Raw genomic sequence first — 12700 nt, forward strand, 5'->3', positions numbered from 1 at the left:
GTGCACACGCTTGCAGGCCCTTCGCGTGAGGCAGGCGGGATGCGCGACACTGGCGTCCATGCCCCTGCCCTCCTCCTCCGCGGCCGTGCCAGGTACACCGCCCAGGTCCGCGTCGCTGGCCGATGTAGCCGCCCTGGCCGGCGTGTCGGCCGGCACGGTGTCGCGCGCACTGTCGCGCCCGGACATGCTCAGCGAAGCCACGCGCACGCGTGTGCTGGCCGCCGCTGAACGCCTGGGCTATGTGGCCAACGGCGCGGCGCGGGCGCTGGCGATGCGCCGCACCTTCACGGTGGGCGCGATCGTGCCGCGCTTCGGCCGCTCCTCCTTTCCCACCATGGTGCAGGCGCTGGAGGCAACGCTGGCCGCAGCGGGCTACACCTTGCTGCTGTCGGCGCCCGAGCGTGAGCGCGGCCACGATCCGGCCCTGCTGCGCGCGCTGCTGGAGCGTGGCGTCGACGCCGTGGCCCTGCTCGGCGCCGACCAGCCGCCCGCCATGTTCGCGGCGCTGGCCGCGCACCGGCGCCCCTTCGTCCTGCTGTGGGCCGAGCACAGCGCCGAGGGCCCCTGCGTGGGCTTCGACGAGGCCGATGCCGGCGCGCAGCTCATCGCGCACCTGGCGGGGCTGGGCCACCGCAGCATCGGCATACTGAGCGGCAGCACCGTGGACAACGAGCGCGCGCAGCGTCGCCTGCGCGGCCTGACGGCGGCCATCGCGCGGCATGGCCTGCAGCTGCACCCCGCGGCCGTGGTCGAGACGGAGACCGGCTTCGCGCAGGGCTTCGCGGCCATGCAGGCCCTGCGCGCACGGCGCACGCCGGTGACGGCCGTGGTCTGCGCCAACGACTACCTGGCAGCCGGTGCGCTGTCGGCGCTGGACCAGGCCGGCGTGGCCGTGCCGGCGCAGATGTCGGTGGCCAGCTTCAACGACAACGATTTCTCCGCCTTCCTGCACCCGCCGCTCACCACGGTGCGCCTGCCGATCCAGGAGATCGGCGAGCAGGCCGGCCGGCTGCTGCTGGCCAGCCTGCGCGGTGATGCGCCGCCTGGCAATCCGTTGCTGCCGGTCACGCTGGTGGTGCGGGCAAGCACGGGGCCCGCGCCGGGCTGAGGCCGCTCAGAGTGCTACGAGGCAGCGCGGGTCTCGCGTGCGCTCAGGCGGGCAGCAGGCCGTGGCGGCGCAGGAAGGCCAGCAGGCTGGCCTGCACCGTGGTCGTCGCGCCGTCCTCGCGCTGCGCGAGCGCGTCGGCGGGATAGAAGTGCCCGGCACCCGGCACCAGCACCCGCTCGCACACAACGCCCTGCGCGCGAAAGCCCTGCGCCATCGCCGGGGTGTGCGCCGCGATGTAGTCCAGGTCGTGTTCGGCGCTGACCAGCAGCACGGCCGGGGCAGGCACGCCACGGCGCGCGGCCAGGTGGCGGAGCTGGTCGTGGGCATCCATGTAGCCCGACAGCGCGACCACCGCCGCGGCCGGCACGCCCTCGGCGAAGGCCGCGTTCAGCGCCGTGCGCGCACCGGCCGAGAAGCCGCCCAGCACCAGCCGCCGCGGATCGATGTTCCAGTCGCTGGCCTGCGCCAGCACGTGGCGCGCGGCCATGGCCATGTCGTCGCTGGCCGCCTCGATGCCGCGCCACAGCATGGCATCGGTGGCCGGTGGCAGGCCCAGCAGTTCGCGCACCACGTCCACGCGCGAGCGCGGGATGCTGGCCGGCTCTGCCACCGCGCAGGTGCTGCCCGGGTCCGGGTCTTCCTGCACCAGCCGGTAGTCGATGGAACAGGCCACCATGCCTTGGCCGGCCAGCAGGCGGCAGTAGTCGGCCACCGAGGTGTTGCGCGCCTCGGGCGTCTCGAACGCGTCGTCTTCCTTGCTGCCGCGGTGGAAGGCGCCGCCGAACGCCAGCACGGCTACGGGGCGCGGGGCGCCACCGCCGTCGTCGGCGGGCGCGTAGCGGTCGAGCCGCAGCGCGCGCAGCCGGCCAGGCCGGCCGTCGGCGCAGTCCACGCGCGCATGGCCGTAGACGATGTCGCGCGTCACCTGCACGCGTGCTTGCAGGACGGCGCTCATTCGATGCGCGCGCCGGACTCGCGCGCCACGCGGGCCCAGGTCTGCACGTCCTGCGCGAACTGGCGGCCCCACTGCGCGGCCGAGAGCGCGGGCTCGATCGGGATCGAACCGCCCTGCACGATCAGCGTGCGCATCTCGGGCGTGGCCATGGCCTCGCCCATGGCCGCGTTGAGCTGCGCCACCAACGGCGCCGGCATGCCGGCCGGCCCGAACACCGCATACCAGCCCACGGTGTCGAAGGCCACGCCGGCCTGCGTCAGCGTGGGCACGTCGGGCAGCGAGGGCGAGCGCTGCGCGCCCGTGATGGCCAGCGCCTTGAGCCGGCCGGACTGCACCAGCGGCGTCATCGAGACCACGTCCATGATGGCGAAATCGATCCGGCCGGAGAGGATGTCGGCCAGCGCCGCCTGCCCACCCTTGTACGGCACGTGCGCGAAGCGCACGCCCGACAGCAGGCGGATGCTCTCGCCCACCAGGTGCGGCGGCGAGCCGTTGCCGAAGCTCGCGTAGCTCAGGCTGTCGGGCGCCTTGCGCGCCGCCGCGACGATGTCGGCCACGCTGGCGAACGGCGCATCGGCGCGCGCCACGATCAGCAGCGGCACCGTGGCCAGCTGCGCGATGGGCGTGAAGTCCTTGACCGGGTCGAACGGCAGGCTCTTGAACATGGCCGGCGCGATGGCGAACGGCGCGGCCGTCAGCATCAGCGTGCTGCCGTCCGGCGCGGCGCGCGCCACGGCCTCGGCACCGATGTTGCCGCTGGCGCCGGCCCGGTTGTCCACCAGCACCGGCTGGCCCAGCCGCTGGCGCAGCTGCTCGGCCAGCTTGCGGGCCACGATGTCGGTGCCGCCGCCGGCCGGAAACGGCACGACGAGGCGGATCGGCTTGTCCGCAGCCGCCCACGCGGCAGAGGTGGCGGAGGTGGCCCAGGCCATGGCAAGTCCCAGGGCGGTTCTTCGGCGCATGTGCATCGTGTGCTCCTTGCAGGAAGGCCTGCGTGGCCGGATGATGCGCCGCCGATCCATCACGATCCACAGCAAAACCATGATCGATGCATCAGAGAAACCCATGGCTGGCGACGGCGAGATGCTCGCGTTGCACCTGCGCCGGCTGCGGCTGCGGCACTTCGAGGTGCTGCTGGCCGTGGCGCGCCATGGCAGCCTCACGGCCAGCGCGCCGGCGTTGGGCAGCACGCAGCCCGCCGTCTCGCAGTGGCTGGCCGAGATCGAGGCGGCCGTGGGCGTGCCGCTGTTCGTGCGCGGGCGCCAGCTCAAGCCCACGCAGCAGCTGGCGCCGGTGCTGCGCCATGCGCGCCGCGTGGTGGCCGACAGCCGCCGGCTGGAGCACGAGCTGGCGGCCGTGGCGCGCGGCGCCGACGGCCTGCTGCGCATCGGCAGCATGACGGGCCCCAGCATCGACCTGCTGCCACAGGCGCTGCTGGCGCTGCGGGCCGAGGGATCGGCGCCGCACTTCGAGGTGGTGGAGGACATCGCCCAGGGCCTGTGGGAGCGCTTCGCGCGGCGCGAACTCGACCTCATCGTCGGCCGGCTGGACGAGCGCGCCTATGCGCCGGGCCTGGCGGCGCAGGCGCTGTACGCCGAACCCCACTGCGTGGTGGCCGGCCTGCACCACCCGCTTGGCAGCGGCAAGGCGGACTGGGCGCAGGCCGCGGCCTGGCCCTGGATCCTGCCGCCGCGCCACACCATGCTGCGGCGCGCCGTCGACGCCAGCTTCCTCGACCAGGCCCTGGCGCCGCCCGTGCCCTGGCTGGAGACCGGCGCACCGGGCCTGGTGCAGCGGCTGCTGCAGGCCAGCGACTGCCTGGTCGTGGTGTCCGGCGCGGCCGGCCGGCATTACGCGGCGCTGGGCGTGCTGCAGGTGCTGCCGCTGCGGCTCAAGGTGGATGTGGGGCCCATCGGCATGGCCTGGGCGGCCGACGACGACAGCCCGGCGTTGCAGCGCATGCTGCAGGCGTTGCGGACCTGCGCGCACGAGCGCACGCCGCCCGCCGCCCCTAGGCCGGCGCGCCCGCGGCGATCTGCGCCAGCACCTGCCGCAGCCGCGGCGCGGCGGCGTCGAGGAAGCGGCGCATCTTGAGCGGCATCTGCCCGCGCGCGGCGTGGACCAAGTGCACCGGCGCGGGCGCGGGCTCGCAGGCCTCCAGCACCGGCTGCAGCGCGCCGCTGCGCAACGCATCGGCCACCTGGTAATGCAGGAGCCGCACGAAGCCGACGCCGCGCACGGCGGCATCGGCCGCCGCCTGCGGGTTCGTGACCGTGAGCCGCGGGCGCACCGCGACATCGCGCGCCGCGCCAGTGAGCGGATCGCGGAAGCGCCAGGACGGTGCGGGCATGGGCGTGTCGACGGCGATGCAGGGCAGCCGGGCCAGATCCTCGGGCAGCTGCGGCACGCCCTGCGCGGCGAGCAACGCCGGACTGGCGCAAGCCAGCGTGCGCAGCAGGCCGACCTGCGTGGCGACCATGGCGCTGTCGGGCAGGCGGCCGATGCGCACCGCCATGTCCACATGGTCGTCGAGCAGGTCCACGTTGCGGTCGGCCAGCACGAGGCGGATGTCGATCTGCGGGAAGGCCGCCAGGAAGTCCGCCACGATGGGCAGCACATGCAGCCGGCCGAACAGCACCGGCGCTGTGACGACGAGCTCGCCCTTGGGCGCCGTGTACTCGCCGGCCGCCTCCTGTTCGGCCGCGTCCACCAGCTCCAGGATGCGCCGCGCGGCGGCCACATAGGCGTGGCCGGCATCGGTCAGCGTGAGCTTGCGCGTGGTGCGCAACAGCAGGCGCGTGCCCAGCTGCGCCTCCAGGTCGGCGACGCGGCGGCTCAGCGTGGCCAGCGGCACCTGCAGCGCCCGGCCAGCCGCCGACAGGCTGCCGGTCTCGGTCACCTTCACCAGCATCGCCATGGCATCGAGGCGGTCCATTCGTCCTCTCATATTCCGGGAGAGTGATTCTCCGAATCGCCGGATTATCAAGCTTGCCGGAAAGGTGGACCATGGGCACTCCCAACCAGGAGAAGCACATGGCCTACGGATTCCTCGACATCGCGATCACCCCGAGCGTGCGCGCCGCGCAAGCCGAGATGGGCGCCGACGGCTTGTGGACCGACTTCCCGGGCCACCGTGCGTTCGACCGCTTCACCGAAGCCGAGGCGCAATTCATCGCCGACCGCGACAGCTTCTACATGGGCACCGTGTCCGAGACCGGCTGGCCCTACATGCAGCACCGCGGCGGGCCGCGTGGCTTCCTGAAGGTGCTGGACGCGCAGACGCTGGCCTTCGCGGATTTCCGCGGCAACCGGCAGTACATCAGCGCGGGCAACCTGCGCGCCAACGACCGGGTGAGCCTGTTCCTGATGGACTACCGGCGCCGGGCGCGGCTGAAGATCTACGCGCATGCCCAGGTGCTGGCGCTCGACGCCGACCCGGCGCTGACCGACCAGGTGGTGGTGCCCGGCTACCGCGGCAAGCCCGAGCGCATCGTGCGGCTGCGGTTGGAAGCGTTCGACTGGAATTGCCCCCAGCACATCACGCCGCGCTGGAGCGAGGCGGAGGTGGCCGCGTTGCAGGCGGACAGCGACTGAGGAACCGGCAGCGCACCGCGCCGCCCGCAGCCCACTGGCCACCGGCCACCGGCCGCTGCCCAGACTGCAGCGGCCATTGGGCGGCCCCCTGGAACCCGGGTATTCCCCAGGCCCATGGTGCATTGACTTCCCGTTCGAAGGCGCCATACAGTCAGTCGTACGACGACTGGCCAGCGTTTGGTGCGGAAGTTAAACGTTTACTTACAAGAAATCTGGCACGTGGCGCGCATTCGATGGGCAAGACATCGTATGAGTTGCCGCGTGCTTCCCTGACGCAGCCCCTGGGGGCCCCGCGTCCTTTCACAGCCACCTGGAGGAGACACCATGGAGCGCAGACTTTTCCTCGGTTCCGTTGCCGGAGCCTTTTTGACCACCGCCTGCGGCGGCGGCGATGACGGCGGCGAGCCGGTCAACCCGGCCGAGCCGGAGTTGCCCGTCGACCCCGATCCGTTCCGCCAGTCGACCAAGCTCGCGATGCGGCGGGCCGCGCGCTACATGGACGAGAGCGTGTCGTCCAGCGGCGCCTACGTCTGGTCCTACCTGGCCGCGAACCGCAACAAGTGCTGGGGCGAGATGGAGGCCACGCCCACCATGGTGTGGATGCAGCCGACCGGCACGCCATCGGTGGGCCACGCCCTGATCGATGCCTACCATGCCACCAAGGACGAAACCTTCTACAAGGCCGCCGAGCGCACGGCGCTGGTCATGGTCGAGGCCCAGCATGCCTCGGGCGGCTGGAACTACATCCACGACCTGGCCGGCGAGCCGGCGCTCAAGCGCTGGTACGAGACGGTCGGCGCCAACGGCTGGCGGCTGGAGGAGTTCCAGCACTACTACGGCAACGCCACCTTCGACGACGCCACCACGGCCGTGTCCGCGCAGTTCATGCTGCGCATGTACCTGGAGAAGAAGGACCCGCGCTTCAAGGCCGCGCTGGACAAGGCCATCGCCTTCGTGCTAGACGCGCAGTTCAAGAGCGGCGTCGTCGCCGGCGGCTGGCCGCAGCGCTTTCCGCGCGCCTACAACGCCACCAAGGCGATGCCGGCGCCCAACTGGCCGCCGACCGGGCCGGGCTGGGAGCAGCTGGTGGCCGGCAACCAGAATGGCGACTACATCGTCCAGGGCCCGGGCGGCGTGCCGGGCCAGCCGGGCTACACCGGCATCTTCAGCGGCATGGAAGACGGCGACTACACGAACTTCGTGACCTTCAACGACGACGTGATGGGCGAGAACATCAAGTTCCTGATGCTCGCCTCCTTCGGCCTGGGCGACATGAGCCTGAAGGCCCCGGCCGTGGCCGCCATGGACTGCATGTACAACATCATGTACGAGTACGACGGCGACACCACCAAGGCCAGCAACCCGAATGCGACGGCGACGCCGCAGGCCGGCTGGGGCCTGCAGCACCTGTCCGCCGACACGGTGGATGCCTACGGCGTGCTGCGCAAGGCCGGGCTGCCGGCCGCGGCACGCAGCTACGAGCCGCGCGGCCTGAGCCCCTCGGTCTCGATCACCAACGCCACGCAGCTGTTCCACTACTTCCGGCTGACCGGCGACAGGAAGTACCTGTCCAAGCTCGGCAAGGTGTTCGACTGGATCGACACCTGCGCGCTGCGCAACAACCAGCGCTCGCGCACCGCGGAGCGGCCGGACGGCGACCCGGAGAGCATCCTGACCGGCACGCACGCGCGGGTCGTGGAGCTGGAGTCGAACCGCCCGCGCTTCCCGCACCGCTACGGGACGAACATCCACAACGGCGCCTACTTCATCGACCACGACTGGCGCCGCACGCCGGGCCACTACGGTGCCTCGCAGAACGCCAGCACCGCCGGGCCCCGGGCGACGCTGGCCAGGATGCAGGCGCTCTCCAATGCCGAGATCGCCGCGATGGTGGCCAGCTCGCCGCTCAACGTGCAGGGCGAACGGGCGCTGCCCACCTACTTCACCGTCAATGGCGAGGTGGACTTCCCGCACCTGTGGGCCAATGCCGTGAAGGGCACGGCGGCGCGGAGCCAGGAGCAGACCCAGACCCTGATCGACAGCCTGGGCGAGAAGAGCCACTGGAGCGAACCGCAGTCGACCTTCACCAACGCCTACACCCAGGACGGGCCGAGCACGCCTTACCTGGGCAAGGAGTACATGAGCACGCACGTGGGCGACCAGTTCGACACCTCGCCGTTCGGCAGCAACCAGATGCCGGCCAAGGAGCCCTATGTCTCCAGCCCGCCCGTGGCCGAGCAGGTCATCAACAGCAGCACCTTCGTGGGCAACCTGGGCAACCTGGTGAGCTTCATCGCGCCAGTCGCCACGGTGAACGATCCGGCCTACAAGGCCTGAAGGCAGCGCTGCCCCCATGCCGCGCGGCAGGGGGCGGTGCGTTCAGGAGACGACCTGGTAGTACAGGTTCTGCGGATGCCGTGCCTGGGCGAAGAAGAACCAGCGCTCGGCGAGCAGGCCCGGCACCTGCAGCGCCACGGCGAGGCCCCACAGCCAGCCCGGGCCGCCGGCCAGCGCGCCCGCCGCGCACAGCGCCGGCAGCACGAAGCCGCACAGCAGGAACAGCCAACGCAGGTTCTTGAGGAAGGCCTGCGTCCTGCCGTGAAAGAACTCCCGCGTGTTGAACGCGCCGGCCGACATGCCCATGGATGTCTGCACGAGCCTGGGCGTGCGGATGCCGGTGGCGCTGTGCAGGGTGGATTTCGGCCGCAGCGCCGCGTTGCGCGCCAGGCTGGCCCAGCGCGCCGCCAGCGCCGCCAGCAGCACGCCCAGTGCAGCCGGGCCGGTGCGGCGCAGCAAGGCATCCTCGTCCGCGCCCGCCGCTAGCGCACTGGCCAGCACCAGGCCCGCGCCCTGGCCGATCAGGATGAAGTTGACCAGCGTGAGCGGCTGCGCCCACTCCTGGATGAAGCGCAGGCAGGCGTAGATCATGGCCGTGCACAGCCACAGCAGCGCGGCCAGCACCAAGGCGCCCAGCGGCAACCAGACCGGCGCCGCGCCGTCGGCCGGCAGCAGCGCCCACCACAGCAGCGTCCAGCCGATGAAGGCCGGCAGCACCAGGCACTCGCGCGAGAGCCAGGAGGTGCGCCACATCAGCACGGCGCGCCAGGCCCGCTCCTTGCGGCCCAGGTGGCCGAAGGACGACAGGAGACCGACGGTGGCCATCGCGGCGGCCAGCAGCAGCGTGTTGGCGACGAAGCCGCCTTGCATGGCCACCCCCATCAGCGTGGCCATGGCCAGCGCCACCACCAGGCCCTGCGCGGCGCCGGCGATGGCCGTGAACACCACGACGGACATGGCGGGGTTCATGGGTTCTCCCCCGGTGCCGACTGCATGGACCGCCGCGGCAGGTACTGGTTGGCCGGCTGCGTCTCCCACTCGGGCATCAGCGCATAGCCACCGCGCTCGCGGATGGCGATGGAGACCTCGCTGTTCGGGTCCTTCACATCGCCGAACAGCCGCGCGTTGGTCGGGCAGGCCTTCACGCAGGCGGGCTTGCGGTCCTCTGGCGCGAGCTTCTGGTCGTGCACCCGGTCCACGCAGAGCGTGCACTTGGTCATGACCTGGCGCTCTTCGTCGAGCTCGCGCGCGCCGTAGGGGCAGGCCCAGGCGCAGTACTTGCAGCCGATGCACTTGTCGTAGTCGACCAGCACGATCCCGTCCTCGGCGCGCTTGTAGCTCGCGCCCGTGGGGCAGACCGGCACGCAGGGCGGATCCTCGCAGTGCAGGCAGCTCTTGGGAAAGTGCACCGTGTCCATGGTCGGGAACACGCCCGCCTCGTAGGTCTGCACGCGGTTGAAGAAGGTGCCGGTGGGGTCGGCCCCGTAGGCGCGCTCGTCGGCCAGCGGGCCGGCCGAGCCCGAGGTGTTCCATTCCTTGCACGAGGTCACGCAGGCGTGGCAGCCCACGCAGACGTTGAGGTCGATGACGAGCGCCAGCTGCTTGGCTAGCGTGTCGCCTTGCTTCCAGCGCGCGCTGGGCGGGTTGGCTGGCGCGGGAGCCGGTGCGGGCGACACCAGCGCCTGCGGGCTGAGCAGGTCCTTGAGCCACTGGATCATTTCTTGCCCCCTGCGAAATACGCCAACACACGCTGGGCTTTGCCGCGCACGCCGGGTGCGGGCGGCACGGCGGCGAACTGCGGGTAGCTCTCGTGCGGCTCCTCGGGCTCGGCAGGGCGGATGCGCACGCGCACGTCGTACCAGCCGGCCTGGCCCGTGATGGGATCGGAGTTGCTGATGGTGCCGGCAGGCGTGCCCGCACATGGCAGCTCCTCGCTGATCAGGTGGTTGAGCAAAAAGCCCTTGCGCGCCTCGTCCGATCCCGGTGCGAGCTGCCAGGCGCTGTCGGCCTTGCCGATGGCGTTCCAGGTCCACACCGTGCCGGGCTCCACGGCCTCGGTGTAGCGGGCCATGCCGCGGACCTTGCCCCACTGGCTCTCGACCCAGCACCAGCCGCCATCCACGATGCCCGCGGCCAGCGCCGTCTTCGGGTTCACGTGCAGGTAGTTGTGGCTGTGGATCTGGCGCAGCCAGGCGTTCTGCGAGTCCCAGGAGTGGTACATCGCCATGGGCCGCTGCGTCACCGCGTTGAGCGGGTAGGCCGCGAGGTCGGTGGCGGCCTCCTCCAGCGGCGCATACCAGAAGGGCAGCGGATCGAAGTAAGTGGCGATCCGCTCGCGCAGGTGCTCGGGCGGCTGGCGGCCTCCGCACTTGCCCTGGGCCGCGAGGCGGAAGCACTGCAGCGTGTCGCTGTACAGCGCCAGCTGCACCGGGTCGTTCTTCTGCCGCCAGCCCTTGTCCTTGGCGAAGTCCAGGTAGGCGCGGTTCCAGTTGCGCATGTACTGCATGCCCTCGGGCATGTGGTACTGGAACACGCAGTTGTTCTGCGCATACATCTCCCACTGCCTGGGGTTGGGCTCGCCGCGCAGGTGGTCGGTGCCGTCCTTGCCGCGCCAGCCCATCAGGAATCCGATGCCCGGAGCCGGCTGGAAGTTGACGACGAAATCGGGGTAGTCCTTGAACTTGGGCGCACCTTCGGCCATAGTGAAGGCCGGGAACTTGAGGCGCGAGGCCAGTTCGATCAGCACCTCCTGGAACGGCCGGCACTGGCCCGTGGGCGGCAGCACCGGCACGCGCACCGAGTCGACCGGGCCGTCGAACTCGGAGATCGGCCGGTCGAGCATGCCCATCACGTCGTGCCGCTCCAGGTAGGTGGTGTCGGGCAGCACCAGGTCGGCGAAGGCCACCGTCTCGCTCTGGAACGCATCGCAGACCACGAGGAAGGGGATGCAGTGCTCGCCATGCTCGTCCTTGCGGTTGAGCATCTCGCGCACGGCCTGCGTGTTCATGCTGCTGTTCCAGGCCATGTTGGCCATGAAGATCATCAGCGTGTCGATGCGGTAGGGGTCGCCCTTCACCGCATTGGTGATCACGTTGTGCATGAGCCCGTGGGCCGACAGCGGGTGCTCCCACGAGAAGGCGTGGTCGATGCGGATCGGCGAGCCATCGGGGTAGATCGCCAGTTCGTCCGGATTGGCCGGAAAGCCCAGCGGCGCCGCGTTGAGCGGCGTGTTGGGCTGGATCATGGCCGGGTCGTTGAAGGCCCGGTAGTTGGGCACGATGTGGCGCGGGTACGGCGCCTTGTGGCGGAACCCGCCCGGCCGGTCGATGGTGCCCAGCACGCTCATCAGCACCGACAGCGCGCGCACGGTCTGGAAGCCGTTGGAATGCGCCGCCAGCCCGCGCATGGCGTGGAAGGCCACGGGCCGGCCGATGGTGGTGGGGTGCTGCTTGCCCCAGGCGTCTTCCCAGGGGATGGGCAGCTCGAAGGCCTGGTGCATGGCGGTCTCGCCCATCTCGCGCGCCAGTTGGCGGATGCGCGCGGCCGGCACGCCGCAGATGGCCTCGGCCCAGTCGGGCGTGCAGTCGGCCACGCGCTCCCGGAGCAGCTGGAACGACGGCGCAACCCGTGTGCCGTCTGGCAGGGTGTAGTGGCCTTCGAGGGCCGGGTCGCAGCCGTCGGCGATGCCTTCGGGGTAGGCGTTGAGCGCACGGCCGCCGTTCTTGCACCAGATCAGCTTGTTGTGCGGGTGGCGGCCGTCGCCCGGCGGGCCGCGCGCAGGGTCGGGGTCGAAGGCGAACAGGCCGTCGCGCGCGCCGTCGTCCAGCACCACGAGCTGCGGCGCGTTGGTGAAGCGCTTGAGGAAGTCGTGGTCGATCAGGTCGTCGGCGATCAGCACATGCAGCAGCGCCATGAACAGCGCGCCGTCTGTGCCGGGCTTGATCGGGATCCACTCGTCGGCAATCGCCGCGTAGCCCGTGCGGATGGGGTTGATGGCGATGAAGCGGCCGCCCGCGCGCTTGAACTTGCCGAGCGCCATCTTCATCGGGTTGCTGTGGTGGTCCTCGGCCGTGCCGATCATCACGAACAGCTTGGACCGTTCCAGGTCCGGCCCGCCGAACTCCCAGAAGCTGCCGCCGATGGTGTAGATCATGCCGGCCGCCATGTTGACCGAGCAGAAGCCGCCATGCGCCGCGTAGTTGGGCGTGCCGAACTGGCGTGCGAACAGGCCGGTGAGCGCCTGCATCTGGTCGCGCCCCGTGAAGAGGGCGAACTTCTTGGGGTCGGTGGCGCGGATCTTGGCGAGCCGCTCGGTCAGCAGGCCCAGGGCTTCGTCCCACGAGATCGGCTCGAACTCGCCGGCGCCGCGTTCGCTGCCCGGCTTGCGCCTGAGCGGCTGCGTGAGCCGGGCCGGCGAGTACTGCTTCATGATGCCGGCCGAACCCTTGGCGCAGATCACGCCCTGGTTCAGCGGGTGCGCGGGGTTGCCGTCGATGTAGCGCACCTCGGGGCCGCGCTCGCCCTCGCGCAGGTGCACGCGGATGCCGCAGCGGCAGGCGCACATGTAGCAGGTGGTGGTCTTGACCGTGGTGGCGTCGGTGGGTGCGGGCGCGGCCAGCGGGTCGTGCAAAGGCTCGAGAGAGAGGAACTGGAACACAGGCGCCTCGTGGGAGTTTCGTTATGCGCCGATCGGCATAAGCAAATAA

10 protein-coding genes are annotated in these 12700 nt (G+C 71.1%); 4 read left to right on the plus strand and 6 right to left on the minus strand.

What is annotated here, in order from left to right; translation table 11 throughout:
- Window positions 1-58 precede the first annotated feature (58 nt).
- On the plus strand, window positions 59-1108 hold the full coding sequence (locus DES41_RS17120; protein WP_114468851.1) for a LacI family DNA-binding transcriptional regulator: 1050 nt from the start codon (window positions 59-61) through the stop codon (window positions 1106-1108).
- Between the two features lie 43 nt (window positions 1109-1151).
- Here the strand turns inward: DES41_RS17120 and DES41_RS17125 are convergent, their stop codons facing one another.
- Both DES41_RS17125 and DES41_RS17130 read right to left on the minus strand, forming a co-directional pair.
- Entirely contained in the window at window positions 1152-2063 is a 912-nt protein-coding gene (locus tag DES41_RS17125) for an alpha/beta hydrolase (protein ID WP_114468852.1), read from the minus strand.
- Complete coding sequence (locus DES41_RS17130; RefSeq protein ID WP_114469029.1) at window positions 2060-3031, minus strand: tripartite tricarboxylate transporter substrate binding protein; 972 nt, start codon at window positions 3029-3031, stop codon at window positions 2060-2062. Before DES41_RS17130 ends, DES41_RS17125 begins: the two co-directional genes overlap by 4 nt.
- 73 nt (window positions 3032-3104) lie before the next feature.
- Between DES41_RS17130 and DES41_RS37780 the strand changes: the two genes are divergently transcribed.
- On the plus strand, window positions 3105-4157 hold the full coding sequence (locus DES41_RS37780) for a LysR substrate-binding domain-containing protein (protein ID WP_170168200.1): 1053 nt from the start codon (window positions 3105-3107) through the stop codon (window positions 4155-4157).
- Here the strand turns inward: DES41_RS37780 and DES41_RS17145 are convergent.
- Window positions 4075-4998 (minus strand): LysR family transcriptional regulator, encoded by a 924-nt coding sequence (locus DES41_RS17145; RefSeq protein ID WP_114468853.1) that lies wholly within the window; start codon window positions 4996-4998, stop codon window positions 4075-4077. The two genes, DES41_RS37780 and DES41_RS17145, sit on opposite strands and share 83 nt — an antisense overlap.
- A 98-nt stretch (window positions 4999-5096) precedes the next feature.
- Between DES41_RS17145 and DES41_RS17150 the strand changes: the two genes are divergently transcribed.
- Together DES41_RS17150 and DES41_RS17155 are read left to right on the plus strand one after the other, a co-directional pair.
- Window positions 5097-5657 (plus strand): pyridoxamine 5'-phosphate oxidase family protein, encoded by a 561-nt coding sequence (locus tag DES41_RS17150; RefSeq protein ID WP_114469031.1) that lies wholly within the window; start codon window positions 5097-5099, stop codon window positions 5655-5657.
- Window positions 5658-5981: 324 nt separating this feature from the next.
- Entirely contained in the window at window positions 5982-7994 is a 2013-nt protein-coding gene (locus DES41_RS17155; RefSeq protein WP_114468854.1) for a pectate lyase, read from the plus strand.
- A 42-nt stretch (window positions 7995-8036) separates the two neighbouring features.
- Here DES41_RS17155 and DES41_RS17160 read toward each other — a convergent pair whose 3' ends face one another.
- From DES41_RS17160 to DES41_RS17170, 3 genes are read right to left on the minus strand one after another with little or no spacing between them, the layout of a single operon-like run.
- Window positions 8037-8963: a dimethyl sulfoxide reductase anchor subunit family protein gene (locus DES41_RS17160; protein ID WP_114468855.1), complete on the minus strand. Its 927-nt coding sequence runs from the start codon at window positions 8961-8963 to the stop codon at window positions 8037-8039.
- Window positions 8960-9712, minus strand: a complete 753-nt coding sequence (locus tag DES41_RS17165; RefSeq protein WP_114468856.1) for a 4Fe-4S dicluster domain-containing protein — start codon at window positions 9710-9712, stop codon at window positions 8960-8962. Before DES41_RS17165 ends, DES41_RS17160 begins: the two co-directional genes overlap by 4 nt.
- Window positions 9709-12651 (minus strand): molybdopterin oxidoreductase family protein, encoded by a 2943-nt coding sequence (locus tag DES41_RS17170; RefSeq protein WP_114468857.1) that lies wholly within the window; start codon window positions 12649-12651, stop codon window positions 9709-9711. Before DES41_RS17170 ends, DES41_RS17165 begins: the two co-directional genes overlap by 4 nt.
- Window positions 12652-12700: the final 49 nt, after the last annotated feature.

Source organism: Pseudorhodoferax soli, from assembly GCF_003337555.1.
Lineage (GTDB): Bacteria > Pseudomonadota > Gammaproteobacteria > Burkholderiales > Burkholderiaceae_C > Pseudorhodoferax > Pseudorhodoferax soli.